Source organism: Cryobacterium sp. 10C3 (genome assembly GCF_034314285.1).
GTDB lineage: Bacteria > Actinomycetota > Actinomycetes > Actinomycetales > Microbacteriaceae > Cryobacterium > Cryobacterium glucosi.
Genome location: NZ_JAVIWF010000002.1, coordinates 3,215,945 through 3,242,031 on the forward strand (window position 1 = coordinate 3,215,945; position 26,087 = coordinate 3,242,031).

At 69.1% G+C, this 26,087-nt stretch carries 26 protein-coding genes and 4 pseudogenes; 5 read left to right on the forward strand and 25 right to left on the reverse strand.

All coding sequences use genetic code 11. The features are described from left to right. Nucleotides 1-43: 43 nt before the first annotated feature. The gene (locus RGU41_RS16210; RefSeq protein ID WP_134558137.1) at nt 44-577 is read right to left on the reverse strand and encodes a DinB family protein; all 534 of its coding nucleotides are present in this window, start codon (nt 575-577) and stop codon (nt 44-46) included. 84 nt (nt 578-661) lie between these two features. Here RGU41_RS16210 and RGU41_RS16215 point away from each other — a divergent pair, with 84 nt between their 5' ends. Further along, complete coding sequence (locus tag RGU41_RS16215; protein ID WP_134448480.1) at nt 662-1,072, forward strand: DUF4383 domain-containing protein; 411 nt, start codon at nt 662-664, stop codon at nt 1,070-1,072. A 743-nt stretch (nt 1,073-1,815) separates the two neighbouring features. Here RGU41_RS16215 and RGU41_RS16220 read toward each other — a convergent pair. Then, nucleotides 1,816-3,108 carry an ATP-dependent DNA helicase gene (locus RGU41_RS16220; protein ID WP_134448484.1) on the reverse strand — a complete coding sequence of 431 codons (1,293 nt, stop codon included), beginning with the start codon at nt 3,106-3,108 and terminating at the stop codon, nt 1,816-1,818. A gap of 150 nt (nt 3,109-3,258) precedes the next feature. Here RGU41_RS16220 and RGU41_RS16225 point away from each other — a divergent pair, with 150 nt between their 5' ends. Further along, nucleotides 3,259-4,335, forward strand: a complete 1,077-nt coding sequence (locus RGU41_RS16225; RefSeq protein ID WP_134558135.1) for a hypothetical protein — start codon at nt 3,259-3,261, stop codon at nt 4,333-4,335. Between the two features lie 16 nt (nt 4,336-4,351). Here RGU41_RS16225 and RGU41_RS16230 read toward each other — a convergent pair. The 16 genes and pseudogenes from RGU41_RS16230 to RGU41_RS16305 all read right to left on the reverse strand — a co-directional run bounded on the left by RGU41_RS16230 (nt 4,352) and on the right by RGU41_RS16305 (nt 17,691). Beyond that, a pseudogene (locus tag RGU41_RS16230) lies at nt 4,352-5,844 on the reverse strand (cytochrome c oxidase assembly protein). Nucleotides 5,845-6,532: 688 nt separating this feature from the next. Continuing rightward, nucleotides 6,533-6,820 (reverse strand): HU family DNA-binding protein, encoded by a 288-nt coding sequence (locus RGU41_RS16235; protein ID WP_134448488.1) that lies wholly within the window; start codon nt 6,818-6,820, stop codon nt 6,533-6,535. A gap of 310 nt (nt 6,821-7,130) precedes the next feature. Beyond that, nucleotides 7,131-7,436: a 30S ribosomal protein S14 gene (gene rpsN, locus RGU41_RS16240; protein WP_134448490.1), complete on the reverse strand. Its 306-nt coding sequence runs from the start codon at nt 7,434-7,436 to the stop codon at nt 7,131-7,133. Nucleotides 7,437-7,439: 3 nt separating this feature from the next. Then, nucleotides 7,440-7,607, reverse strand: coding sequence for a 50S ribosomal protein L33 (gene rpmG, locus RGU41_RS16245; protein WP_092322741.1), 168 nt, complete (start codon nt 7,605-7,607; stop codon nt 7,440-7,442). Beyond that, on the reverse strand, nt 7,607-7,843 hold the full coding sequence (gene rpmB, locus RGU41_RS16250; protein WP_134448494.1) for a 50S ribosomal protein L28: 237 nt from the start codon (nt 7,841-7,843) through the stop codon (nt 7,607-7,609). The genes rpmG and rpmB overlap by 1 nt, the downstream gene beginning before the upstream one ends. 175 nt (nt 7,844-8,018) lie before the next feature. Then, a complete protein-coding gene (locus RGU41_RS16255) occupies nt 8,019-8,426 on the reverse strand; it encodes a Fur family transcriptional regulator (protein ID WP_134448496.1) in 408 nt (135 codons plus the stop codon). Then, complete coding sequence (locus RGU41_RS16260) at nt 8,423-9,295, reverse strand: metal ABC transporter permease (protein ID WP_134448498.1); 873 nt, start codon at nt 9,293-9,295, stop codon at nt 8,423-8,425. Before RGU41_RS16260 ends, RGU41_RS16255 begins: the two co-directional genes overlap by 4 nt. Then, entirely contained in the window at nt 9,295-10,176 is an 882-nt protein-coding gene (locus RGU41_RS16265; RefSeq protein ID WP_134448500.1) for a metal ABC transporter permease, read from the reverse strand. Before RGU41_RS16265 ends, RGU41_RS16260 begins: the two co-directional genes overlap by 1 nt. Then, nucleotides 10,177-10,968 (reverse strand): metal ABC transporter ATP-binding protein, encoded by a 792-nt coding sequence (locus RGU41_RS16270; protein ID WP_134448502.1) that lies wholly within the window; start codon nt 10,966-10,968, stop codon nt 10,177-10,179. 4 nt (nt 10,969-10,972) lie between these two features. Continuing rightward, nucleotides 10,973-11,542: a metal ABC transporter substrate-binding protein gene (locus tag RGU41_RS16275; RefSeq protein ID WP_416173189.1), complete on the reverse strand. Its 570-nt coding sequence runs from the start codon at nt 11,540-11,542 to the stop codon at nt 10,973-10,975. After that, nucleotides 11,509-12,000: a metal ABC transporter substrate-binding protein gene (locus RGU41_RS21055; protein WP_416173161.1), complete on the reverse strand. Its 492-nt coding sequence runs from the start codon at nt 11,998-12,000 to the stop codon at nt 11,509-11,511. The genes RGU41_RS16275 and RGU41_RS21055 overlap by 34 nt, the downstream gene beginning before the upstream one ends. 76 nt (nt 12,001-12,076) lie before the next feature. After that, a complete protein-coding gene (locus tag RGU41_RS16285) occupies nt 12,077-12,835 on the reverse strand; it encodes a VIT1/CCC1 transporter family protein (RefSeq protein ID WP_134448506.1) in 759 nt (252 codons plus the stop codon). A 105-nt stretch (nt 12,836-12,940) separates the two neighbouring features. Beyond that, a pseudogene (locus RGU41_RS16290) lies at nt 12,941-14,352 on the reverse strand (dihydrolipoamide acetyltransferase family protein). Between the two features lie 45 nt (nt 14,353-14,397). After that, nucleotides 14,398-15,357 (reverse strand): alpha-ketoacid dehydrogenase subunit beta, encoded by a 960-nt coding sequence (locus RGU41_RS16295; RefSeq protein WP_322137380.1) that lies wholly within the window; start codon nt 15,355-15,357, stop codon nt 14,398-14,400. A 98-nt stretch (nt 15,358-15,455) separates the two neighbouring features. Then, nucleotides 15,456-16,583, reverse strand: a complete 1,128-nt coding sequence (pdhA, locus tag RGU41_RS16300; RefSeq protein ID WP_322136856.1) for a pyruvate dehydrogenase (acetyl-transferring) E1 component subunit alpha — start codon at nt 16,581-16,583, stop codon at nt 15,456-15,458. A 4-nt stretch (nt 16,584-16,587) separates the two neighbouring features. After that, nucleotides 16,588-17,691 carry a histidinol-phosphate transaminase gene (locus RGU41_RS16305; RefSeq protein WP_322136857.1) on the reverse strand — a complete coding sequence of 368 codons (1,104 nt, stop codon included), beginning with the start codon at nt 17,689-17,691 and terminating at the stop codon, nt 16,588-16,590. Between the two features lie 115 nt (nt 17,692-17,806). Here RGU41_RS16305 and RGU41_RS16310 point away from each other — a divergent pair, with 115 nt between their 5' ends. Beyond that, nucleotides 17,807-18,199, forward strand: coding sequence for a phage holin family protein (locus tag RGU41_RS16310; protein WP_134448512.1), 393 nt, complete (start codon nt 17,807-17,809; stop codon nt 18,197-18,199). Nucleotides 18,200-18,247: 48 nt separating this feature from the next. Here RGU41_RS16310 and RGU41_RS16315 read toward each other — a convergent pair whose 3' ends face one another. After that, nucleotides 18,248-19,744: a hypothetical protein gene (locus tag RGU41_RS16315; RefSeq protein ID WP_322136858.1), complete on the reverse strand. Its 1,497-nt coding sequence runs from the start codon at nt 19,742-19,744 to the stop codon at nt 18,248-18,250. Continuing rightward, the gene (locus RGU41_RS16320; RefSeq protein WP_322136859.1) at nt 19,741-20,106 is read right to left on the reverse strand and encodes a hypothetical protein; all 366 of its coding nucleotides are present in this window, start codon (nt 20,104-20,106) and stop codon (nt 19,741-19,743) included. The genes RGU41_RS16315 and RGU41_RS16320 overlap by 4 nt, the downstream gene beginning before the upstream one ends. A 151-nt stretch (nt 20,107-20,257) precedes the next feature. On the opposite strand from RGU41_RS16320, the gene RGU41_RS16325 reads away from it, so the two are divergent. Then, entirely contained in the window at nt 20,258-20,785 is a 528-nt protein-coding gene (locus tag RGU41_RS16325; protein ID WP_134558160.1) for a low molecular weight protein-tyrosine-phosphatase, read from the forward strand. A 10-nt stretch (nt 20,786-20,795) separates the two neighbouring features. After that, nucleotides 20,796-22,163: pseudogene (purB, locus tag RGU41_RS16330) on the forward strand (adenylosuccinate lyase); the annotation flags it as partial. A gap of 5 nt (nt 22,164-22,168) precedes the next feature. Here purB and RGU41_RS16335 read toward each other — a convergent pair. The 5 genes and pseudogenes from RGU41_RS16335 to RGU41_RS16355 all read right to left on the reverse strand — a co-directional run bounded on the left by RGU41_RS16335 (nt 22,169) and on the right by RGU41_RS16355 (nt 26,013). Beyond that, the gene (locus RGU41_RS16335) at nt 22,169-22,429 is read right to left on the reverse strand and encodes a hypothetical protein (RefSeq protein ID WP_134448521.1); all 261 of its coding nucleotides are present in this window, start codon (nt 22,427-22,429) and stop codon (nt 22,169-22,171) included. Continuing rightward, nucleotides 22,426-23,052, reverse strand: a complete 627-nt coding sequence (locus tag RGU41_RS16340; protein WP_322136860.1) for a hypothetical protein — start codon at nt 23,050-23,052, stop codon at nt 22,426-22,428. Before RGU41_RS16340 ends, RGU41_RS16335 begins: the two co-directional genes overlap by 4 nt. Nucleotides 23,053-23,167: 115 nt before the next feature. Further along, nucleotides 23,168-24,542: pseudogene (locus RGU41_RS16345) on the reverse strand (NAD(P)(+) transhydrogenase (Re/Si-specific) subunit beta). Beyond that, nucleotides 24,539-24,850, reverse strand: a complete 312-nt coding sequence (locus RGU41_RS16350; protein WP_322136861.1) for an NAD(P) transhydrogenase subunit alpha — start codon at nt 24,848-24,850, stop codon at nt 24,539-24,541. The pseudogene RGU41_RS16345 and the gene RGU41_RS16350 overlap by 4 nt, the downstream one beginning before the upstream one ends. Then, complete coding sequence (locus tag RGU41_RS16355) at nt 24,850-26,013, reverse strand: Re/Si-specific NAD(P)(+) transhydrogenase subunit alpha (RefSeq protein WP_134558127.1); 1,164 nt, start codon at nt 26,011-26,013, stop codon at nt 24,850-24,852. The genes RGU41_RS16350 and RGU41_RS16355 overlap by 1 nt, the downstream gene beginning before the upstream one ends. Nucleotides 26,014-26,087 lie beyond the last annotated feature (74 nt).

The window sequence follows — 26,087 nt, forward strand, 5'->3', positions numbered from 1 at the left end:
ACCGTCACCTGCGCTGCCCGCCTCAGAAACGGCAGCCGCGACTCTAGCGGTGCTCTGACACCGCGGTGACGTCGTGCAGGTGATGCACCGGGTCATGCACGAAGTACTGTCCCATCGTCGTCACAGTGAACCGGGCGCCGTCGCTGCGCCTGCCGACCCGACCGAGTTCGGCGGCGGGGACCGCGGTAAACGCAACGGCCGCGGATGCCGCGGCCTCGGCCAGTTCGACGGCGACCCGTTCCGGGGCCTGCTCGCCGTACCGTTCCGCCACGGCCGTCGCGTCCTGGTCCCAGTTCGGGAACAGGGGGTCGTCCTCCGAGCGCATCAGCGCGAGCCGGACGGTGAAAATACGGAACACATCGCGAACATGGGCGGCGTACTCCAGGGCGGACCAGGTGTGCTCGCTCGGCCGCACCGCGACATCCGCTCGCTCGAGCACGGGCAGCCAGGCCGCGGCGTTCTCGCGGATCAACCGTGGGATGTCCTCGAAGACGACATCCGCGGCGACGAAACCGCACTCGGGGCAGGGGCGCTCGAGCACCCAGGTCCAGTCCTTGGTGTCCGGGGGAATATTCATGCCGCGAGCCTACCAATCCGCTGTGAGGTTCATTCCGAACTACTGGCAACCGCACCCCCGCGGTCTCTACCAGGAGGAAATCTCATGCGCACTTCACCGAACCGCCTCGTCGCCACCGTCTTCGGAGCCGTCTACCTGCTCGTCGGCCTGCTCGGCTTCGCCGTCACGGGTGGGGTCAGCTTCATCGCCACCCAGGGCGGGCTCCTGCTCGGCCTCTTCGCCGTCAACCCGCTGCACAACGTCGCCCACCTGCTGATCGGCGCCGCACTGCTCATCGCCGGCCTCTCGGGCGTCACCGCGGCCAAGTCCGTCAACACCACGATCGGCGCGGTCTACCTGCTCCTCGGCATCGTCGGGTTCTTCATCGCTGGCTCGGAGCTCAACATCCTCGCCCTCAACACGCCAGACCACTTCCTGCACCTCGCCAGTGCGATCGTGCTGCTCGGTGCGGGCCTCGCCGCCGACAAGGTCGTCCGCCACTCCGCGGTCGCCTGAACCGCCGGCCGCTCCACACCCGCATTCGCCACGCAGCACGCCGCACCACGCATCCACGAACAGGAGCTTCGATGACCCCGATCAGCCGCCTCTGGCTCTCCTCTGCCGCCATCGGCGCGGGAACGATCCACCTCGCCGTGGGTGCGAGCGCCCCGGTGCTCCTCATGATCACCCTGGTCGGGCTCGGCGCTGCCGAGCTCGGCTGGGGCGCCGTAACGCTGGTCCGGGGGCGGGCACTCGCCCCCGGGGCAGCGCTCTTCGGAGCCCTGATCCCTGTCTTTGTCTGGGGCGCCGTCGCAACCCTCGGCAGCGGCCTCGGCGTGCCGGCGACCGCGACCGGCCTCCCGCTCCAGCCGATGGCCACCGCAACCCTCTTCGACCTCTTCCTGGCCGGCTCCCTTGCACTCGCCCTGCGCCGCACCCGCCGCGCCGCCAGCACCGGCACCACCACCACCGAGCGCGTCCGAATTCAGGAGTTCAGGCCGAATCCGGCCCGAATCGCCCCGAGCCAACCCGAATCAGGCACCACGTCCTGGATTCGGCACACACCCCAGCGGGTGAGACGGCCGGCGGGTGGCGCTTCCTCGCGGCTCTCACGCTCGCCGCCCTCGTCGTCTCCGGGCTCACCACACCGGCGCTGGCCGCGACGGATGCCGGCGCGCACGCCGTCCCGCACGGCTCGCACGGTCTTCCCTCGGCCCCTACCCCCGAGACCCCGGCCGGCCACCACCACTAGCCGCGGGTCAGGACGCGGGCAGGGCGCCCTGGCTGCCCATGAACCGCTGCACGTCCTCGTCGACGATGATGTCGCTCGGCCGCAGCGGCCGGGTGAGGTAGAGCCCGTCGAGGCCGGTCAGCCGGCTGAGGGCAACGTAGGTCTGGCCGGGGCTGAAGACCCTGGTGCCGAGGTCGACGATCGCCCGTTCGTACGTCGCGCCCTGGGACTTGTGGATGGTGACCGCCCAGGCCAGCCGCAGCGGGAACTGGGTGAACTCGGCGACGACGTCCCTGCTGAGCTTCTTCGTCGCCTGGTTGTAGCTGTACTTGTACTTCTCCCACACGGCCGGCTCCACCTCGTGCGTCGTGCCGTCGATCTCGACGTAGACCGTCGAATCCACCTTCGTGACCGTGCCGATGCTGCCGTTGACCCAGCGCGCGCCGCCGTCGAGCGGAGAGTCGTTGCGCAGGAACATCACCTGGGCGCCCACCTTGAGCTCGAGCACCGCGTCCGCTGGATAGGTGCGGCCGCCGAAGTCACCGGTGACCTCTGCCTTCGCGGTGAGCGCCTTGCCCGGCAGTCGCTTGAGCGCGGCCGCGTTGATCCGGTTGACCGCGTCGTTGCGGGTGGCGAGGGTAATCACGCCCTCTGCAGGCGGGGTGCGGGCGCCCGCTGCGTTGAGCGCGCCGCCGATCTCCGCGGTGACCTGCCCGTAGCGCACGGCGTTCAGCATGTGCCGGAAGTCGGCATCCCGCTGCCGGTGCACCTCGGTCAGTTCGAAGATGCGCAGTTCAGCGCCCTTCCAGACCTTCGCGTCGAAGAACCACATCGACCGGTAGGTGTCGGTGAAGTACGCCCGCTCGTCGGAATCGCCGGGGACGGGCGCGAGCTGGTACGGGTCGCCGAACAAGACGATCTGCACGCCGCCGAAGCTGTCGTTCGGGCGCTGCCTGGCCTGCCGGAGGCTGCGGTCGATCGCGTCCATCAGGTCGGCGTTGACCATCGAGACCTCGTCGATCACGACGGTGTCGATCGTGTTGAGCAGCTTCTTGACCTGGTCGTTCTGGTCGATCGCGTGGTCGGCGATGACCCCGATCGGCAGCCGGAAGAGCGAATGGATCGTCTGCCCGCCCACGTTGAGCGCCGCGACACCGGTCGGGGCGGCGATCACGATCTGCTTGCTGGTGTTCCACGACAGGTGGTTCAGCAGCGTCGACTTGCCGGTGCCGGCGCGCCCCGTCACGAAGACATTCTGGCGCGTGTTCTCGATGGCCTGGTAGACCTCGGCCTGCTCACGCGACAACGAAATCGGGGACACGGGTCGCTTTCAGTAGGAATGGAGGGAACATTCCACTGTATCCGCCCGGGCCGGTGCCGGGGGCGGATGCCGGGCATCCGTGGACATCGCAGCTCCCGTCCCGCACCCACGCACGCCGGCACCTCAGAATCGCGCCCGTAGAATGTGGACGTGAGCAACCGCGACCGCACGGCCCCGCGCGACCGGGGCCGAACCCTCGTCGCCGTCGTCGTGGTTGTCGTCCTCCTCGTCGCCGCGCTGTTCGCGGCGATCGGTTCGCTCAACCGCGAGGTGTACAGCGCGGGTGGTTTTGTGCGCCAGTACCTCGACGCCCTGGCCAGACACGACACCGCGAGCGCACTCACCCTGCCGGGGGTGACCCCGACCACGGCAGAGCTGACGGCGGCGGGCCTGCCGACGGAACTTCCCGACACGCTGCTGCGGGCATCCGTGCTCAGTTCGATCACCGCGATCAGGCTCGTCAGCGACACCGTGCAGCCGGACGCCGCCGACACAGGCACAGGCACCGGCACCGCCGAGGTGCACAGCGTGATCTACGCCTTCGACCTCGACGGTGCTCCGGAGACGATGGAGTTCCGGGTGGCCAGGGCGGGAACGTACGCGGCGGTCTTCGACTCGTGGCGCTTCGACACCAGCCCCCTCGCGGTGCTCGGCGTCACGGTCTTGCACGAGGCGAGTTTCTCGGTCAACGGCCTCACCCTCGACACGCGCGCGCACGCGGCGGCCGACGCCCCGGTGACGTTCTCGAACCAGGCCGCGTACCTCGCGTTCGCCCCGGCCCGGTACACGATCGCGCACGAGTCGGCCCTGCTGACCGCGGCGCCGCAGTCGGTTCCCGTCACGCAGTCCGGGGCGACGGATGTCTCGGTCGACGCCGAACCGAACGCGTCCTTCGTCGGGCAGGTCCAGTCGGAGCTCAACGCCTTCCTCGATTCCTGCGCGACGCAGACGGTCCTGCAGCCCTCGGATTGCCCCTTCGGGATCGAGATCAACGACAGGGTCAAGTCGGTGCCGACCTGGTCGATTCCCGAATACCCGGCCGTGACGCTCGCCGCCGGGGACACCGCCTTCGACATGCCGGCGACGGCAGGGAGGGCGCACATCAAGGTCGCCGTGCAGTCGCTCTTCGACGGGGACCTCAGCACCCGGGATGAGGATGTTCCGTTCGCGGTCGCGATCCAGGTCGTGGTCGGGGCCGACGGGTCGCTCGCGATCCAGCTCCGCTGACCGATTTCGGCAGGGACTAGGGCTGCCGGGTGTCGCGCGAGGCGAGCCGCTCGAGCTGGGCGTTGTAGCGGATGAGCTCGGCCTCGCCGGTCCGGTCGGCGTTGCGGTCCTTGCGCCGGGTTTCCTTCTCGTCACTGCGGGACCACTGGATCGCGACGGCGATCGCCAGCGCGATCGTCGGGATCTCGCCGACGCTCCAGGCGATGCCGCCGCCCAGCTGTTGGTCGGCGATCGCACTGACCCCCAGGTACGGCCCATCGCGCCGTACCAGTCGGCGAGGAGCAGGCCCGTCCCGGTCATCAGGGCGACCCCGAAGAAGGCGTGGAACGCCATCGTGCCGAGCAGCAGCAGCAGCCGGAAGGCGTAGGGCAGCCGGTACGGCACCGGGTCGATGCCGATCAGGGACTGCACGAACAGGTACCCGGTGATCAGGAAGTGCACGACCATCCACTCGTGCCCGATATGGTCGGTCGTCGCCCAGCTGAACAGGTTCGAGTAGTAGAACACCCAGAGGGAGCCGGCCCAGAGCACTGCGGCGACGATCGGGTTCGTCAGGACGCCCGCGTACCGGGAGTGCACCGCGAGGAGGATCCACTCGCGGGCTCCGCGGCTCTCGTCGGTGCGCTTGTGGATGGCCCGGGCGGCAAGGGTGATCGGGGCGCCGGGCACGAGGAACACCGGCACCAGCATGGTGAGCGCCATGTGCATCAGCATGTGCGACGAGAACAGATACTTCGCGTACAGGTTGGCGCCGCCGTTGGTGATGTAGAAGAGGATGAGCATCCCCACCACCCAGGACACGGTCCGGTAGACAGGCCAGGAGTCACCGCGCTTGTGCAACCGGTAGACCCCGGCCAGGTAGAAGAAGATCCCGAAGGCGCAGAACAGCACCCAGGCCAGGTCGAAGTCCCACTCGGTGAAGTACCGGGCGAAGGTCAGCTCTGGCGGCAGCAACTCGCCGGTGAGGATCTGCGCGGGGGTCGAGGTGGCGACCTGGGTCGCCACGACCGGGGCGACCGGGGTCGCGGTACGGGCGAGCGCCGCAGCAACCCCTGAGGCGAGTCCCATGAAAGCGAGCTCGCCGACCACGAGCCACCAGAACCAGGTGCCCGCGCTGCGGCCGGCGGCGCCCGGTCCCGCGAGCGTGGCCCGGCGCATCCGCTCGACGAGGAACCGGCGCTGCAACACACCGAAACCGCCGAGCGTGATGAGGGCGACGACCTTCACGAGCACGAGGATGCCGTACGGCGTCAGAAGCCGGTCGATGCTGCCGATCCGCAGTTCGGCGCTGACGTAACCGGAGGCCGCGACGACGATGAAACTCACGAGGGCGAGCGTCGAATACCGGCCGATGACGGCGTTGATACGCGTGCCCTCGAGCTGTTTGCGGAGCACGACGACCGTCAGGAGCCCGCCGAGCCAGATCGCCGCGAACACGAGGTGCAGTCCGAGTGCCGTGATCGCGACGTCGTGGCCCTGGCTGCCCGCTGCGTGGCCCTGGAGCGCCATCGGAACGAGGGCGCCGATCGCGAGGGCCGTGACGAAAACGAGCCCGGTCTGGCTGCGCACCGCGAAGCACAGCACCGTGACGCCCGCGGCGATGAGCGTGGTCGCGAGCCAAGCCTGGCCGAGTTCGATCTGGCTGAAGAACTGGCCGGCGGTCGCGCTGAAGCGGTCGTCGAAGGCCAACGGGACATCCGTCACCTGCAGGAAGGTCAGGAACCCGGTGAGAGCGGAGGCGGCGGTGAAGAGTGCCGCGGCTCCCGCGGCGAAGTCGAGCGAGGTGCCGTATGCGTTCTCGCGGGGGCTGAGCGCGAAGCAGGCGAGCACGAGGGCGCCGATCGTGCCCGCAGCACCGAGGTTGACGAGCAGCTTCGCCACCGGGAGTCCCCAGCGCACGAGCGGCCCCGGGTCTGCGAGCAGTTGCGCAGCAGCGCCGCCGCCGTAGGCGAGGGCCAGCAGGGTCGAGAGCACGGCCACCAGGAGGAGGGCTGCAGGACCGGAGATCCGCACGAGACGAGGCACGGCTCCAGCTTAACCGGCCAGCCGGGTGGGTATGCCGAGAGCGGATGCCACGGACCGGACGCAGAGGAGGGCGCCGGCCGAAGCCGACGCCCTCCTCTGTATGAAGCAGGTGAAGCAGGTGAAGCAGATGAAGCGGGTGAAGCGGGTGAAGCAGGTGGAACGGGTGCCGATGTTACTTGGCGGCGGCCTTCAGCTTGCTGCCGGCGGTCAGCTTGACGCGGTGGCCTGCTGCGATGGCGATTTCTTCGCCGGTCTGCGGGTTGCGGCCGGTGCGCGCCGCGGTGGCGGTGCGCTCGACGCCGAGCCAGCCCGGGATGGTGACCTTGCCGTCGCTCGCGACGGTTTCGGCGAGTGCGGCAAAGAATGCGTTGAGCACGCTGTCGACGGCAACCTGGCTCTGGCCAGAGTCTGCGGCAACCTTGGCAACGAGCTCGGTCTTGTTCAGCGACTTGTCAGCCATTGAGTGTCCTCCTCGGACCTTCGTCTGTAAAAAACAGGTATGCGGGTAATGCGGGCGACGCCAGAAGGCGCATCCGTTGGTCGGTTGGACCGCGTTGAATCTAACAGAGTTCCGGGAACTTCCGCGTATTTCCGGCGTTTTTCGGCATCTTGGGGCGCTTTTTGCCCTTCCGGGAGTGCCATTTCCGCTGTGCGCGGAATCCGGGGTCCCTCGACGAGACATCCGCCCGGGTACGAGAAAGGGGATGTCGACCGAAGTCGACATCCCCTCATTCGCGGAACCGGAGTTCAGCGAAGCGATTCAGCGGGTGTTACCAGCTGGACTTGGTGATGCCGGGCAGCTCGCCGCGGTGCGCCATGTCGCGGAAACGCACGCGCGAGATGCCGAACTTGGAGAGGTGGCCACGGGGGCGACCGTCGACGGCGTCGCGGTTGCGCACGCGCACCGGCGAAGCGTTGCGGGGAAGCTTCTGGAGGCCGAGGCGGGCTGCCTCGCGCGACTCGTCCGTACCGGACTCGTCGACGAGGGCCTTCTTCAGCTCCAGGCGCTTGACGGCGTAACGGGCAACAACGATCTTGCGCTGTTCGTTACGGGCGATCTTGCTCTTCTTGGCCATGTGTTAGCGCTCCTCTCGGAAGTCAACGTGCTTGCGCACTACGGGGTCGTACTTCTTGAGCACGAGACGGTCGGGGTCGTTACGACGGTTCTTGCGGGTCACATACGTGTAACCGGTGCCGGCCGTCGAGCGGAGCTTGATGATCGGGCGGACGTCATGCTGCTTGGCCATTAGATTTTCTCCCCACGGGCGAGCAGGTCCTTGACGACCGACTCAATGCCACGAGCATCGATAACCTTGATTCCCTTGACCGAGAGGGTCAGGGTGACGTTACGGCGCAACGAAGGCACGTAGTACTTTTTGGTCTGTACGTTCGGGTCGAAACGACGCTTGGTGCGTCGGTGCGAGTGCGAAACGTTGTGTCCAAAGCCGGGAACGGCTCCGGTCACCTGGCAGGTTGCTGCCATGGTTCTCCTCCAATACCGAAGGGCGAATGCCCTTCCCAAGATCTCTTGTCGGCCGGGCACAGCAGTTCCACTTCACTGGTTCAGAAAGCGAAGCCGATATATTCCGGCAGTGCACGCAAAGATATGCGCAGCAACCGCCAACTCTACGGGTCGACGGGTGTCCGCGCAACTCCGCTCAGGCGATGGCGGCGGCGGCGGATGCCGCGGTGCACGCCGCGCACAGGCCGAACACGTCGACGACGTGGGCGGCCTGGGTGAAGCCGTGCTCGGCGGCGACGTTCTTCGCCCAGGTTTCGACGGCATCCGCTTCGATTTCGACGGTGAGGCCGCAGTGCCGGCAGATCAGGTGGTGGTGGTGGTCTGTCGTGCTGCAGGCCCGGTAGAGGCTTTCGCCGTCGGGCGACTGCAGGCAGTCGGCCTCGCCTTCGCCCGCGAGGTCGGCGAGGGCGCGGTAGACCGTCGCGAGTCCGATCGGGGATCCGGTGGCGTGCAGGCGGGTGTGCAGGCCCTGCACGCTCACGAATCCGACCGTGTCGCTGAGGGCGGTGCGCACGGCCTCGCGCTGCCAGGTGTTGCGCTTCATGACTCCCACCCTAGGCTCGCCCGGGCGGCGGCACGACCGGAAGCCGGCCGGGTGGGCAGGGCGGCGGTCCGGGAACTGCCGGCCCGGGAGCGGATCTGACGCACGGCGAGAGCCAGGAGGAAGAACGCTGCTGCGGTGAGCGCGATCGCGGGCCCGGCGGCGACGTCGAGGGCGCGCGAGAGCAGTACCCCGCTGATCCCGGCCGTCGCCCCGAGGACGGGTGCCGCGACGAGGATCTGCCCCGTGGTGCGGGCGAGCAGGCGTGCGGCGGCCGCGGGGGCTGCGATCAGGGCGATCGCGAGGATCGCGCCGACCGCGGGCATCGCGGTCACGACGGTCGCGGTGATGAGGCCCAGGGTCAGGAGTTCCATCGGCCATTCCCGGTATCCGGCCGCGCGGTATCCACTCGCATCGAAGGTCGAGAACAGCAGTTCCTTGCCGAAGAAGACGATCACCAGAACGGCGACCACGAGGACGCCGCCGGCGAGGCCGATGTCGGAACCGGTCGTGGTCAGGATGGATCCGACGAGGAACGAATCGACGTGAACGGGCAGCGACGGGTTGAGCGCCTGCAGGAGCACCCCGAGCGCGAAGCCCGCCGTGAGGACGATGCCAGAGGCCACCTGGCTGCCCTGGCGGCGCACCCGGCCGATCACGGTCATGATTCCGACGATGGCGATGCTCGCGACGAAAGCCCCGAGCGGAATGCTCAGCCCGAGCATGGCCGCGGCGACCGCGCCGGGGAAGGTGGCGTGGGTGAGGGCCTGGGCGAAGAAGGTGCGCCGGCGCAGCACGACAAGGGAGCCGACGAGGCCGCAGAGTGCGCCGATCACGGTCGCGGCGATGAGGGCGGTGCTGAAGTAATCCATCAGAGCACCGCCGCGGGCCGAGGCTGCGGCGCGCGCAGCCGGTCGAGCAGGAGTCGGCCGACGAGGGCGAGGGCGTACCCGGCGACGAGTACGAGCACGACGGTCGCGCCGCTCGGCAGGTTGATGCCGGCCCCCACGGATGCCACATAGCCGAGGGAGAGGCCGAGCCACGCCGCGACGGCGGCGAACACCGCCGCGACCGGGAACAGCAGCCACAGGCGCACGGTCACGAGCCGTGCGACCGCGCCGGGAACGATCAGCACCGCGAGCACGAGCAGGGTTCCGACGGCGCTCGACGCGGCGACGACGACGAGCGCGATCGCCACGTTGAGCACGAGGTCGAGCACGAAGGGCCGGTAGCCGACGGCGGAGAACCCGGTGCGGTCGAAGGCGCGGAAGAGTTGCTCCTTGAGTGTGACTCCCACGAGGAGGAGGGCGATCGCGCAGATCACGATCGTCTGGACGACCTCGACCACGCTGATCGTGAGCAGCCGCCCGAACAGGAGCTGTTCGAGCTGGCCGACGTAGTTGGTCTGCCGGGACACGACGATCACGCCGATGCTGAACATGGCCGTGAACACGATCGCGATCGCGGCGTCGACCGGCACAGCCTTGCGCATCAGCACCGCCAACACGATCGCAGTGAGCACTGCCGCGACGATCGCCCCCGCGAAGAGGCCCTCACGGCCGCCCCAGACGAACCCGATCGCGATGCCGGGAAACACCGCGTGGGTGAGCCCGTCGCTGATGAATTCGAGCCCGCGCAGGTTGACCAGCACGCCGACGATGCCCGCGACGAGGCTCAGCACGAGGAGCACCACGAGGGCGCGGGACATGAACGGCAGGGAGAAGGCGTCGAGAAGCGCGCCCCAGGCATCCACTCAGTGCCCCGTGTGGCTGGGCACGACGACGGTGTGCTCGTCGAGTTCGACCCCGACGGACCGGAAGGTGCGCTGGACGTTCTCAAGGCTGAGCACCTCGTCGAGTGGGCCGAAGGCGACCTGGCCGCCGTTCAGCAGCAGGACCGATTCGCAGACGTCGCGGGCGAGTTCGAGGTCGTGCGTCGAGATGAGCACGGCAACACCGTCGGCCTTGAGTCGCTTCACGGTGTCCACGAGCGCGTTGCGGTTCTCCTGGTCGAGGCCGTTGAACGGTTCGTCGAGCAGGAGCAGGCGGGGCCCGGATGCGAGGGCGCGGGCGAGGAGGCCGCGCTGCTGCTGGCCCCCGGAGAGTTCGCCGAACCGGGTCCTGGCGCGTTCGGAGAGGCCGACGGCCTCGAGGGCCGCTGCGACGTGCGCGCGGTCGCGTTTGCCGGGCAGGCGCAGCCAGCCGAGGGAACGGTATCGCCCCATCATGACCACCTGTTCGAGGGTGACCGGGAATTCCGGGTCGAGCTCGTCGGCCTGGGGCACGTACCCGACCGCGCCTGCGGGGGCCGGGGATTCACCGAGCACTTCGACCGTGCCTGCTGTGCGATGGATCAGGCCGAGCACTCCCTTGAGTAGGGTCGACTTTCCCGAACCGTTCGGCCCGATCAGGGCGACGGCCTCACCCGCGCGCAGGTCGAAGGCGACGTCTTCGAGCGCGGGCGTCTGGGCGTATGCGAAGGATGCCCCGGCCACGTGGAGGGCGAGCGGCGCGGCGGTCCGCGGTTGAGAATCGTTCTCGTTCACGTGTTCACTCTCGCAGGTCTGCCGGTACGGCGGTGGGGACTCTGCCCCAGGACTCGAGGATCAGGCGCACATTGTGCAGCTGAGAGGCGACGTAGGTGGCACCGTCGCTGCCGGCCGGGCCGAGGGAATCGCCATACAGGGCGTCGTCGCCGGAGTACACGGTGACGCCGGCCTGCCGGGCGATCGTGTCGGCGGCCTTGGGGCTGATCGAGGCCTCGGAGAACACGGCCTTGACGCCGGTGGCCTTGATCTTCGTGACGAGTTGGTCGATTTCGGTTGCGCTCGGTTCGGCGTTGTCGTCGAAGCTCGGGATCACGCTGCCGACGTAGGTGATGCCGTATGCGGCCGTGAAATAACCGAAGGCGTCGTGGTTGCTGACGAGAAGCCGCTCCGCGGCGGGGACCGGGTCGATGTTCGTGCGGATCCAGCCGTCGAGCGCTGCGAGCGTGCTTCCGTAGCCGGCGGCGTTGGCCGTGAAGGCAGCTGCCCGGTCGGCGTCGGCGGCACTCGCGGCCGCGAGACCGGCGGCGATGGTGCGGGTCATGGCTTCCGCGTTCGCGACGTCGGTCCAGATGTGCGGGTTGCCGCCCGCGTGGTCGTGTGCGGCATCCGCCGTGTGGGGGCCTCGTCGTTTCCGGCGCCGCTCTCTGCGATCGTGATGCCCGCATCGGAGTCGATCGTGACGCCATGGAAGCCGGAGGCGTCGATCGCGTCGGTGAGCCATTCCTCGAGGCCGACGCCGTTGATGACGAGCACATCGGCGCGGCCGAGGGCGGTCAGGTCGGCCGCGGACGGGTCGTAGCTGTGCGCGCTCTGGTTCGGCTGGATGAGCTGGGTCAGCGTGACGCCCGGGGCATCCCCGATCACGTTGCGGGCGAGGTCGGCGACCTGGGTGGTTGTCGCGACGACCCGGAGGTCGCCCGATGCTCCTCCTGAGCCTCCGGCCGAACCGGGCGTCGTGGCCGAGCATCCGCTGAGGGTGAGCGCGGCCGCGGCCAGGAGTGCGGGTAGGAGGATTTTCGAGGGGGTCACGTAAGCGACGCTATCCCTATTGATAATGATTGTCAAAACCATTAGGTAGGCTCGCCACCGCTTGGTGGCTGGCGGGCTAGACGACGCCGGAGGTGCCGAGCAGGGACCCGATCAGGAAGGTGACCACGAGCGCGGCGGCGCCGCCGAGCACGACGCGGATGATCGCCCGCAGCTTGGGGCTGCCGCCGAGGTGGGCGCCGGTCGCGCCGAGGGCGGCGAGGGCGACGAGCACGGCGCCGAAGGTGATCGGGATGCGCACACTCGCGGGCAGGAGCAGGATCGCCAGGAACGGGAGCAACGCGCCGAGGGTGAACGCCGCGGCGGAGACCCAGGCGGCATGCCAGGCGCTGACGACGTCGTCTTCCGTGATGCTGTGCTCGGCCAGCAGGTGGGCGCGCACAGGGTCGATCGCGGTGAATTCCGTGGCGACCTGGCGGGCGGTCGCGGGCGCGAGGCCCTGCTTTTCGTAGAGTTTCGCGAGTTCCTCGAGCTCGCCCTCCGGGTCGATGCTCAGTTCGTGCTTCTCGCGCGCGATCAGGGTGCGCTGGCTGTCGCTCTGGCTGCTGACGGAGACGTATTCACCGAGGGCCATCGAGATCGCCCCGCCGACGAGACCGGCTGTGCCGGCCGCGGCAATGACTGCGGTCGAGCCGCTCGCGCCGGCGACGCCGACGACGAGGGCTGCGACGGAGACGATACCGTCGTTGGCGCCGAGCACCCCGGCGCGAAGCCAGTTCAGGCGGCCGGCGTGGCTCTCGGTGCGCTTCCGGTCGTCGGCTGCGGCTTCGACCGCAGGAGCGACGGGGGCGATTCTGGCGGGGGCGATGGAGGTCATTGGAACATCAGACCACAGGGAATCCACGTCCGCCAGCGTGGAAAGCCTTACCTCACCAGCGCGTTAAAGAGCTGGTGAGGTAAGCCTTCCCAAAGTCTGAACCCGCTATTCGAGGAGGAGGGCCGGTTCCTCGATGATGCTCGCGACATCCGCCAGGAAGCGGCTCGCCACGTCTCCGTCGACGACCCGGTGGTCGAAGCTCGCGCCGATGGTCGTGACCTGGCGCACGCGCACCTCGCCGTCGACGACCCAGGGCTTGGGCTTGATCGTGCCGAGGGCGACGATCCCGGCTTCGCCGGAGTTGAGGATCGGGGTGCCGGTGTCCATGCCGAAGACGCCGATGTTCGTGATCGTGATCGTGCCCCCGGCCTGGTCTGCCGGCGTCGTCTTGCCGTCGCGCGCCGTGAGGGTGAGCGTCTCGAGGGCGCGAGCGAGCTCGAGGAGGCTCATGTCCTGGGCTTCCTTGACGTTCGGCACGATCAGCCCGCGCGGGGTGGCCGCGGCGATGCCGAGGTTCACGTAGTGCTTGATGATGATTTCCTGATCGGTGAAGACCGAGTTCACGGTGGGGTTGCGGCGCACGGCCCAGATCATCGCCTTGGCCATGATCAGCCAATCGGCGAGACCCGCACCCCGGCGAAGTCGGTCGAGGCCTTGAGGCGCTTGACGAACTCCATCGTGCGCGTGGCGTCGACGTCGACGAACAGGCTGACGTGCGGCGCGGTGAACGCGCTGCCGACCATGGCCTGCGCGATCGCCTTGCGCACGCCCTTGACCGGGATGTGCTCCTCACGGTCGCTCGGCCACTCGGGCGTCTGGATGTTGCGGAACACGCTCGCCTGGGTCGCCCCGCGCAGCACGTCCTCGCGGGTGACGTCGCCGACGGGGCCGGTCGCCTCGACGAGGGCGAGATCGACGCCGAGGTCCTTCGCGAGCTTGCGAATCGGGGGCTTGGCGATGACGGGACCGGCGGATGCCGCGCGCGGCGCCCGCGCCTGGGCTGCGGCGGCCGGCCGGGGCGTTTCGATCGCGGGAGGAGCGATCGAGGCGTGCGGCGCGGCACCGTCGGATCCCCGACGGCGACGGGTCGGCACGCTCGGAGCGGCTCCCCGACCGACGAGCACCTTCGGCTCCTCAGCGGTGATGGTCGACCCGGTGTCGAGGGCTGCGCCGGCCAGCTCGGTGACGTGTGCGGCGGGGACCTGTCCTGCTCCGGCATCCGCCGTCACGGCAGCGGGAGCAGCGGCCGGAGCCGGACTGACGGCTGCGGGCTCCTCGGCGGGGACGATGGTGATGATCACCGTTCCGACGTCCACGGTCGTTCCGACCTCCACGAGGATGGCGCCGACGACGCCGACGAACGGAGACGGCAGTTCGACGAGCGACTTGGCCGTCTCGATCTCGACGAGCACCTGGTTGATCGACACGGTGTCGCCGGGGGCGACCCGCCACTCGACGATTTCAGCCTCGGTGAGGCCCTCACCGACATCGGGAAGGGTGAAGTTCAGGACGCTCATCTGGATTCCTTGCTGTGGGTCATGCGAGGTGCGGGGCGGTGCATGTCAGTAGGCGAGGGAACGATCGACCGCTTCGAGGACCCGGTCGGGGGACGGCAGGAAGTGGGTCTCGACGGCCGCGGGCGGGAAGGGGGTGTCGAAGCCGGAAACCCGCAGCACGGGAGCCTCGAGGTGGTAGAACGAGCGCTCCGTGACGGTCGCCGCGATTTCCGAGCCGACGCTCACGAAGCCGTATGCTTCCTGGGCGACGACCAGGTGGCCGGTCTTCTCCACGGAGGTGAGGATGGGGCCGTAGTCGATCGGGGAGATCGAGCGCAGGTCGATGACCTCGATGCTGATGCCCTCGACCGCGGCGGGTTCGGCGGCCTGCAGCAGGACAGTGACCATGGCGCCATGGCCGACGAGGGTGACGTCGGAGCCGGCACGGACGACCCGGCTCGCGTGCAGGGGAATCCCGCTCGCGCCGAAACGGACCTCGCCCTTGGGCCAGTAGCGGCTCTTCGGCTCGAAGAAGATGATCGGGTCGTCGGAGGCGATCGCCTCCTGCATCATCCAGTAGGCGTCGTGCGGGTTCGAGGGGCTCACGACGCGCAGGCCCGGGGTGTGCGCGAAGTACGCCTCCGGGCTCTCCTGGTGGTGCTCGATCGAGCCGATGTGTCCGCCGTAGGGAATCCGGATCACGACGGGCATCGTGACCTGGCCCTCGTGCCGGTTGCGCATCCGGGAGAGCTGGCTGGTGATCTGGTCGAAGCCGGGGAAGACGAAGCCGTCGAACTGGATCTCGCAGACGGGACGGTAGCCGCGGAGGGCGAGGCCGATCGCGGTGCCGACGATGCCGGACTCTGCGAGCGGGGTGTCGAGCACGCGCTTGTCGCCGAATTCGGCGTGCAGGCCCTCGGTGACGCGGAACACGCCGCCGAGCGGTCCGATGTCCTCGCCCATCATCAGGACCTTCGGATTGTCGAGCATCGCCTGCCGGAGGCCGGCGTTCAGGGCCTTGGCCATCGGGAGGTTCGCCGAGGTGGCTGGAACGGCGGATGCTGCCGCGGGCACTGCAGAAGCGGCCGGCTCCCGGACCGGGGTCTCGGTCACGATCGTGTCGCTCACGCGTCGCCTCCTTCGAAGGATGCTTCGTATCGGTCGAGCCAGGCCTTCTGTTCCTGGATCAGCGGGTGGGGTTCGGCGTAGACGTTGTCGAAGATGACGGAACGCTCGGGCGAGCGGATCTCGAGGGCGCGGCGGCGGACATCCGCTGCGTGGTCCTCGGCCTCCTCGTCGACGGCGTCGAGGAAGTCCTGCTCGACGCCGAGGCCCTGCAGGTAGGCGCGGAACCGGACGATCGGGTCTTTCGCGACCCAGGCGGCGAGTTCCTCCGGGTCACGGTACTTGGTGGGGTCGTCTGCGGTGGTGTGCGCACCGACCCGGTAGGTCATCGCCTCGATCAGGGCGGGGCCCTTGCCCGCGCGCGCGTCGTCGAGGTGCTTGGCGGTGACGGCGTAGCTCGCGAGCACGTCATTGCCGTCGACCTGGGTGCCAGGCATGCCGAAGCCGCCGGCGCGGAGGTAGAGCAGGGTGCGCGACTGCCGGGTGACCGGCACCGAGATCGCCCAGTGGTTGTTCTGCAGGAAGAAGACCTGCGGGGTCTGGTAACTCGCCGCGAAGACGAGGGCCTCGTTCGCGTCACCCTGGGAGGAGGCTCCGTCGCCGTAGTAGACGATGACCGCCTCGTCGGTTTCGGGGTTGCCGGTCGCGGTCGTGCCGTCGAGCTGCATGCCCATCGCGTATCCGGTCGCGTGCAGGGTCTGCGAGGCGAGCACGAGAGTGTAGAGATGGAAGTTGCCGTGATCCTCGGGGGTCCAGCCACCGAGGGTGACGCCGCGCAGCATCCGCAGGATGTCGACGAGGTCGAGCCCGCGGATCATGCCGACGACGTGCTCACGGTAGGAGGGGAAGACGTGGTCCTGGGGGCGGGTGGCATACGCGCTGCCGACCTGGGCGGCCTCCTGGCCGTGGCTCGGCACCCACAGGGCGAGCTGGCCCTGCCGTTGCAGGTTCGCCGCCTCCTTGTCGAAACGACGGACGACGACCATGTCACGGTAGAACCTGCGGAGGTCGTCTTCGGTCAGGCGGTCGAGGTAGGGCATGAACTCCGCCGCCGCCTCGCTCGGCTCGACGAGCCCGCTCGTCGAGAGCACCTGAACCAGGGGTGAGTCGTTCTCGCGCGCTGCCATCGTACTAACCTAGCCGCCGGGCCGAATGCCCTATTGGTAGATTTTGTACAAGTTCCGCGCAGGTTCGCAGTAGTTCTTCCACAGATTCTTCTTCGCCAATTGAGATCCGGATCCCCTCGGGGAAGGGCCGCACCACGAGTCCGGCCGCACCGAGCGCCTCGGCGGCGACACCGGTTTCCGCGCCCGTCGGCAACCAGATGAAGTTGCCCTGGGGTGCGGGAGTGTTCCAGCCCTGCTCGGTGAGCGCGCGCCAGATCGTGTCACGACGGATGCCGATGGTGCGCACCCGTTCCATGAGTTCGTCATCGACATCGAGCGATGCGATCGCGGCAGCACTGGCGACCCCCGTGACCGACAGCGGAATCGCCGTCGCACGGGCAGCGTCGAGGATCGCAACCGGCCCGAGGCCGTAGCCGACCCGGAGCCCGGCGAGGCCGTATGCCTTGGAGAAGGTGCGGAGCACGACGAGGTTCGGGTAGCGGCCCAGCAGGGAGATGCCCCTGACGGCGTCGGGGTCGGTCACGAACTCGGCGTACGCCTCGTCGAGGATGACGAGCAGCGTCGAGGGGACGACCGCCATGAAGGCCTCGAACTCCGCAGCGTGCACGATCGTGCCTGTCGGGTTGTTCGGGCTGCAGACGATGAGCACGCGGGTGCGGTCGGTGATCGCGGCGGCCATGGCGGTGAGGTCGTGGCCGTGATCCGGCCGGTTGGGCACCTGCACGCTCGTCGCGCCTGCGACGGTGACGAGGCTCGGGTACGCCTCGAAGGAGCGCCAGGAATAGACGACTTCGTCCCCTGGGCCCGCCGCGGCGAGGATGAGCTGGGAGAGCAGGGCGACGGAACCGCTGCCCACGTGCACCTCGTCCGGCGAAAGCCCGTAGCGTGCGGCGAGGCGTTCCCGCAGTTCGGACGCGGAGGCATCCGGATAGCGGTTGTACGTCGTCTCGGCGCCGACGGCAGCGATCACACCGGGCAGTGGCCCGAACGGGTTCTCGTTGCTCGAGAGCTTGAAGGCACTCGCGGCTGCCGCCTTTCCCTGCCTGTAGGCCGGGAGGGCGATGATTTCGGGGCGCAGTCGCACCGCTGACTGGTCTGTGGGGCTCACTCGGCGATTCTACGCCGGGGCGTATTCGCGCGACCGCATGAGCCGCGCGGAGACCGGGCGTGCCGCAGGCCGCGCCACCCAAGCGCAGCGCCCGGTCAGGTGCCATAGTGGTCGCATGGCCAGATTCCTGATCAAGCTCATCCTCAATGCCGTCGCCCTGTGGCTCACCACCCTCCTCGTCTCGGGAGTGAGTGTCGAACCCTATGCGCCGGACACCGGCGCCATCGTCGTGACGTATCTCCTCATTGCCCTCATCTTCGGTCTCGTCAACGGCGTGATCGGCGGTTTTGTGCGTGTCATCGCCTTCCCGCTCTACGTTCTGACCCTCGGCCTCCTCGCGCTCATCGTCAACGGCCTGCTCCTCATGCTCGTGGCCCTGATCTCCGACGGCCTCGGCTTCGGCTTGCATGTCGACGGCTTCTGGACCGGGGTGCTCGGGGCACTCGTTCTCGGCATCATCAGCTGGCTGCTCGGCGTGCTCGCGCGTCCCGCCACCGGCCGCCAGTAACCCGCCCCCGCACCTGGTTCACGGCCCGGGTTCACGGCCCGCCCGGGTTCACGGCCCGGTCACGCGGATGCCGTGCCACCGGGTGACCTCGGCCGGTCCGGTTGCGCCGACCCCGGCCAGGGTGTCCCGGAAGCGCAGCAGGTTCGGCTCCGCCGACCCGTCCATCAGGCGGGCGGTGGCCTGGTAGCTCGTGAGGGAATGCGCGGGCAATGCCTGCCCTGCCGGCGCCTCACCGGCGGCGAACGCCCTGCTGCGCACGAGGACCCGGTCGTCGCCCCCTGGCGGCATGCCGCCGAACGCCGGAACGATGTCGTCGGTGTGCTCGACGGTGACGGCCTCCACCCCGGCCGGAATGGAGAGCGCTGCCGTCGGGCCGCCGAAGGAGGCGACACCGACGGTGTTGAATTCTCCGGACTCCGCGAGCTGGACCGCGATCTGACCGCCGAGGGAGTGCCCGACCGGGAGCACCGGGTCCTGCGGCTGGACACCGGCGGCGTGCATCACCTCGACGACGGCGCGATACGAACCGGAGGGGCCGAGGTTGCCTGGGCCCGAACCCGCGTCGCCCGCCGCAGCGCCGGCGACATCGCTGGTCAGGTCGAACGGCTGCCCTGTGCCGGTCGGGTCCCACTCCGCGGTGCCGCCGACATAGACGATCCAGGACGGCGGGGAGCCAGCGTTGCCGGCGTAGCGCTCGATCCGGATCTGCGGACCGTCGGCCCTCGCGTCGGGGATCCGCCGCGCGAGCTCCCCGAAACCGTCAGGGGGCAGGGCCGCGAGGACGGCCGGATGCACCGGGCTCCCGGTCTCGGTCACCCGGTGCACGCTCACCGGCGTCTCCACGAGCAGGCCGAACGGACGGACCAGGAGCAGCGCCGCCACGGCGACGGAGGAGACTCCGAGCAGGCCGAGTCCCTCGTCGCCCAGTTCGAGTGCTGCGGGAAACGGCAACCCGAGCGCGCCGACGGCCGCGTCGTCGGCGGAGGACACGAGCACGCGCACCGCGGCGACGACGGCCGGGTCGCTCAACAGTCCCGGGTTCGCCTGGAACCAGGCCGCGACCTCCGCCAGGCTCCCTCCGGCCACAGAGTCGCCGAAGAGCGCCCGGCTCACGAGACCGCCGAGGACGAAGGCCGCGAGGTTCGGCAGCGCACCGAGGATCATCAGCGGGGCTGCACGCCCCACGAGGTAGCCGAGCCACGCTCCCGCGACGCCGCTCGCCCGCTCGACCACCCGTTCGACGCGCCCGTATCCTTCCGCGGCCGTCAGGAGCGCGTCGGCGAGCGCCCTGCTCCGCTCACTGATGTCGGCGAGCACGGTGTCGGTCCGCAGGATGCCGAGGCCCGGGTCGGCGTCCGTCCAGCGCACGGCCGGGGTCGGCGAGGACTCGAGCGCCCGGATCCGGGCGAGCCGGGCGCGCCAGGACTCGGATTCCGTCTGGAGCGCCCGGAGCACGGCCGCCTCGGCGAGAACGGCGTCCGTCGCGACGAGGGTTCCACCACCGCCGGAGATCAGTAGTCCCTCGCCGGACCCCGGCCCCCTCACTCCGACCAGCCTCCGGGAGTCGCCCGGGCTCCGCCCGGTGCCTGCGGCACCAACGTCGTCGCAGCGGCCGCTGCCGTCACCTCCTCGGCCGCGAGTTGAGCCTTCACACTGTCGATCCGCGCGAGCACCGCCGTGAGGGTCTCCTCGATGCTCCGCTCCGCCCCGGCCAGGAGCGCGGCGAGTTCCCAGCGGCGGTCGAGGTAGGCGCGCTGCGCCTCGGAGCGCCACTCTGCCGGGGCGCCGGCGGGGAGAAGCCGGCGCGCCGCGAGGGCGATGTCGTCGGCCAGGGTGCGCAGCAGCATCCGCTGGTGCCGCAGTTCGGTCAACCGGTCGGTTTCCGGCGGATACTGCCACCACTGCATCGGCCTGCCCTTCCGCGAGGCCGACCCGGCGGGCCCCGACAGACCGATCCTGTGCGCCACTACCCTCCGGAGCGCCCGCCGACGGGAACCCGGGGAAAGCGAAGTCCCCCGAGCAGGTGTGGAGGAGGCGAAAGTGACGGACAATGGAGCCATGACCTTCTCGGCGATCCGCCCCGACGAGGCGACGCCCTTTCGGATCATCTTCGTCTGCACCGGCAACATCTGCCGCTCGCCGATGGCGGAGATCACCCTGCGCGACCTGGTCACCCGGTCCGGGCTCGGCCGGCTGATCTTCACGAGCTCTGCGGGCACCGGCGACTGGCACGTCGGCGAGCAGGCGGATGTCCGCACGGTCGCCGCCCTCAAACGGCAGGGGTACGACGGCAGCCACCATCGCGCCCGCCAGTTCGACCCGGTCTGGTTCAGCGATTACGACCTCGTCGTCGTGCTCGACCGCACCCAGGAGCGCATCCTGCGCAACTGGGCGGTGAGCGACCGGGACAGGAGCAAGGTGCGCCTGCTGCTCAGCTTCGACCAGGAACAGGCGTCCCTGCACGACGTGCCGGACCCGTACTATTCCGACGATGCGTTGTTTGACTCGGTATTGGGCATGATTGAGAAGGCAAACCTCGCGCTCTTCGCGCAACTAGAGCCCGCAATTCGACAGGGAGTCCGATGAGTCCACTACCCCCCAGGTCCTCAGCCCGCTAGACGGCCGCTACCGGGCCGCCGTCACCGAACTCGGGGAGTACCTGTCGGAGGCCGGACTCAACCGCGCGCGGGTGCACGTCGAGGTCGAGTGGCTGATCACCCTCACCGATCGCAGCCTGTTCGGTTCTACTCCGCTCGACGCCGGACACAAGGCCTCGCTGCGCGCCCTCGTCACCGGCTTCGGCCAGGCCGAGATCGACGAACTCGCCGTTCTCGAGGCCACCACCCGCCACGACGTCAAGGCGGTCGAGTATCTCGTGCGCCGCCGCCTGACCACGCTCGGCCTCGACCGGATCAGCGAGCTCACCCACTTCGCCGCGACGAGCGAGGACATCAACAACCTCGCGTACGCCCTCACCGTGAGCTCCGCCGTGCGCGAGGTCTGGCTGCCCAAGCTCCGCGCGACCATCGGACTGCTCCGGCTGCGCGCCCTCGAATACCGGGCGGATGCGATGCTCGCCCGCACCCACGGCCAGCCGGCAACGCCGACGACCGTCGGCAAGGAGATCGCGGTCTTCGTGTACCGGCTCGAGCGCCTGGCCGCGCAGGTCGAGGCCAACGACTATCTCGGCAAGTTCAGCGGTGCGACCGGAACATTCGCGGCGCACGTCGCCGCGGATCCCACGATCGACTGGCCGGCCGTGTCCCGCGCCTTCGTCGAGGGCCTCGGGCTGACCTGGAACCCGCTCACGACCCAGATCGAATCGCACGACTGGCAGGCCGAGCTGTACTCGAAGGTGTCCCACGTCAACCGGGTGCTGCACAACCTCGCAACGGACGTGTGGACCTACATCTCCCTCGGCTACTTCCGGCAGATCCCTCAGGCCGGCGCGACCGGCTCATCGACGATGCCGCACAAGATCAACCCGATCCGCTTCGAGAACGCCGAGGCGAACCTCGAACTGTCCTCGGCGATCCTCGACTCGCTCGCCGCGACCCTGGTCACCTCGCGCATGCAGCGGGACCTGACCGATTCGACGACCCAGCGCAACATCGGCGTCGGCTTCGGCCACTCCCTGCTCGCCCTCGACAACATCGTGCGCGGGCTCGGCGAGATCGACATCGACAGGGCCCTGCTCGCTCACGATCTCAACGTCAACTGGGAGATCCTCGGCGAGGCCATCCAGACCGTGATCCGGGCGGAGGTCTCGGCCGGCCGGTCGACGATCGCAGACCCGTACGCGCTGCTCAAGGAGCTCACCCGCGGCAAGCGGATCAACCAGGCCGACCTCGTCGCCTTCGTCTCCGGGCTCGAGATCGGGGAGGACGCCCGGGCCCGCCTGCTCGCGTTGACTCCCGCGGCATACGTCGGCCTCGCCGACAGTCTCGTCGACTACCTCGGCTGACCGGCTTAGGGCTGCTGGCCCTTGTCCTGCTCGTCGATGTCGGTCTTTTCGGCGTCGTTGGGCTTGATGTTGAGCACGAGCATCGCGATCACGACGAGCACGACGATGAACGCGATGCCGAACCCGACCAGGGCGAGCAGCGGCTCCCTCGTGCTCATCAGCACGACGAGCCCGAGGAAGAGGGCCATCACGCCGGCGAGGCCGACCAGTTCGAGCGGCTTCAGTACTTCGGAGCGGCTGGGCTTGCGCGGCGTGTTCTGGGTCACTGAGTGTCCGAATCGTTGGGTGCTGCGGGGTGAATCGAGTCGAGGGGGACCTGGGCGGCGCCGGCCGCCACGGCCCACTTGAGTGAGAACGCTGCGATGCCGAGGTAGACCGCGAGCATCACGAGATAGGCGCCGAGCAGGCCGACGGAGACGACGACGTTCGGCGGCAGCACCAGCACAACGATCGCGAACAGCACGGTCGGCGCGCCCATCACGAGCCAGTCACGGTCTGCAGGGTCCCTGCGCCGGGCACGGATGCCGCTCGACAGTTCCAGGAAGCCGGTCACGATGCCCCAGACCGTGACGAGGTAGAGGAAGAAGCCGAGCCCCCCGCCGTGGAAGCCGAGCGCGAGCGCCCCGGCTACGACACCGGCGACGCCCTGCACGAGGAAGGCGCTGCGTTCACGGGAGTCTGCGAGAGTGCGGCGGCTCAGCACGGCGACGGCGACGCCACTCACGAAGGCGAAGGCGCCGAACACCACGAGCCCGAAGTCCGGGGAGTGGTTCGCGGTGAAGGTGATAAGGATGGCCGGGACGACGGCGATCGCAGCGCGCACGAGGGGCACTGTCCAATACCCCGCGGTGCGGTGGTCCGTGCGGGCGTTGTCGGGTGCGTCGGCCATGCGAAGACCCCTTTCCTGCCTGCGGCTTCCTGCCGGTAGCGGATGCTCGTTGTCGGGTAGCGAGACTGGCCAAGTCTACGCGGGCCGGCTCGGAGCATCCGCTCGGTGACAGAGCCTAGAGCGTGTTGACCGCGCCGAGGATCTTGGTGAGGGAATCCTTGGCGTCGCCGAACAAAAGCGTCGTCTTCGGGTCGTAGAGCAGCTCGTTCTCGATGCCCGCGAAGCCGGGGCGCATCGAGCGCTTGAGGAAGACGACCTGGCGGGCGTCGCCGACGTCGAGAATCGGCATCCCGTAGATCGGCGAGCCGGGCGAGGTCTTGGCCGCGGGGTTGACCACGTCGTTCGCGCCGACGACGAGGGCGACGTCGGTGTTCTTGAACTCGGGGTTGACCTCGGCCATTTCCTTGAGCGACTCGTACGGAACGTTCTGCCTCGGCCAGCAGTACGTTCATGTGCCCCGGCATCCGCCCTGCAACCGGGTGGATCGCGAAGACGACCTCGACGCCCCTGGCCTGCAGGGTCGTTGCGAGTTCGGCGATCGTGTGCTGGCCCTGGGCGACGGCAAGGCCGTAGCCGGGAACGATGACGACCCGCTGGGCGTAGTTGAGCAGCACAGCGACGTCTTCGGGGCTGGAGGACCGGACAGGACGGTCGCTCTGCGTGGTCGAGCCCGCGGTCGAGCCGCCCTTGAAGGCGCCGAACATGATGCCGCTGACTCCGCGGCCCATTGCGGCGGCCATCGCGCGGGTGAGGATCGTGCCGCTTGCACCGACGAGGGTGCCGGCGACGACGAGCAGGAGGTTGCCGATCACGATGCCGGAGGCCGCGACGGCGAGCCCGGTGAATGCGTTCAGCAGGGAGATGACGATGGGCACGTCCGCGCCGCCGACCGGCAGCACGAGCAGGGCGCCGACGACGAGGCCGAGAACGAGCAGTACGACCGCCCAGCCGGCGGCACCGGTGCCGACGACGAAGCCGCCGGTGACGAGCGCCAGGAGGACGATGCCGCCCATGACCCAGGCCAGCCCGGGGAACACGAGCGGGCGGGAGCTGATCAGGCCCTGGAGCTTGCCGACAGTGACGGCGGAGCCGGCGAAGGACACCGCGCCGACGAGCATCGTGAAGACGACGGCGACCCTGGTCCAGCCATTGGCGCTTTCACCGAGTTCGAGCATGGCCACCAGGGCGGCTGCGCCGCCGCCGACGCCGTTGAAGAGGGCGACGAGCTGGGGCATCTGCGTCATCTGCACGCGGCGGGAGATCGGGGCGGCGATGGCCGAGCCGACGGCGATGGCCACGATGATGGCGGGGATGTTGTCCATCCGGACCGAGAAGAACACGGTGATGACGGCGAGGAGCGCTCCGGCGGCGCCGATCAGGTTGCCGCGCCGTGCGGTCTTGGGCGAGGACAGCCCGCGGAGGGCGAGGATGAAGCAGACGGCGGAGACCAGGTAGAGGAGCCCGGTCCATTCGGGGCTGAGCAGGCTCATTTGGCGGTGTCCTTCGCGTCGGTGCCGGCCGGTTTGCGGGGGGCGAACATTTTGAGCATCCGGTCGGTGACGACGAAGCCGCCGACGAGGTTCGCTGTCGCGAGGAGCACGGCGAGCAGGGCCACGACCAGCAGCCAGATAGTGCTCGTCTGGCCGGCGACGGTGATCGCGCCGATCAGGATGATGCCGTGAATGGCGTTCGCGCCGCTCATCAGCGGGGTGTGCAGGGTGCTCGAGACCTTCGAGACCACTTCAAAGCCGACGAACACCGCCAGCACCACCACGGTCAACAGGGTGATCGGATCCATCAGTCTTCTCCTTGCAGCGCGGCCTGGGCCGCGAGGGCGGCCTTGGTCGGTTCGTGCGTCACTTCGCCCGAGTGGGTGAGGCATGCGCCGGCGATGACCTCGTCGGTGAAATCGGGGGCGACCGTGCCCTCGCTCGTCATGAGAGCGAGCAGGTTCGCGACGTTCTTGGCGTACAGGCGTGAGGCGTCAGCGGGCATCGTGGATGCCGCGTCCTTCATCCCGACGAGGGTGACGGTTCCGTCCCCGCTCGCGACCGGAACGAGGGTGTCGACGCCGGCGACGACGCCTTCGACGTTTCCGCCGGTTTCGGCGGCGAGGTCGACGATGACGGAGCCGGGCCGCATGCCGGTGACCATGTCGTGCGTCACGAGCAGGGGTGCAGGGCGGCCGGGGATCGCGGCCGTGGTGATGAGGACATCCGCCGCGGCGACGTGGGGGGCGAGGAGCTCGCGCTGGCGGACGGCGCGGTCTTCGCTGAGCTCGCGGGCGTACCCGCCCGCGCCCTCGACGGCATCCAGGTCGAGCGTCACGAAGGTTCCGCCCATCGAGGTGACCTCGTTGGCGGATGCCGGGCGCACGTCGTACGCGGAGACGCGCGCGCCGAGGCGCTTGGCCGTCGCGATCGCCTGCAGGCCCGCGACGCCGGCGCCGAGGACGAGGACGCGCGCGGGCGGGATGGTGCCCGCGGCAGTCATGTACATCGGGAAGAACCGCGGGAAGCGGATGGCCGCCTCGAGGACGACCCGGTAGCCGGCGACGAGGGCCTGCGAGGTCAGGGCGTCCATCGACTGGGCGCGGCTGATGCGCGGCACGAGTTCGAGGGCGAAGGCGGTGACGCCGGCCGCGGCCAGGGCCGTGACGGTCGGGAGTTCGTTTGCGGGGGCCGCGAGTCCGACCGTGACGAGGCCGGAGTGGAGCCTGGCGGCGAGCGAGGGGGTGAGCGGTCGCACGTGGCAGTAGACGTCGAGGTCATCGAGCGCGAGCTCGGGGACGACGGTGGCACCGGCATCCGTGTATGAGCGATCGGAGAATCCTGCAGCGATGCCGGCGCCGGCCTCGATCAGGACATCGACACCGAGGCCCCGTAGTTGCTGCACAGTCTCCGGTGTCGCGGCGACACGCCGCTCTCCCTCGATGCGCTCTCGCCCAATGCCAACCTTCACGCGGGTATCTCCTTCGCGGCGGCCAGCCACGAGCAAATCCGGACAACCCGAAAGCTTGCGCGGTTTTACCGCCC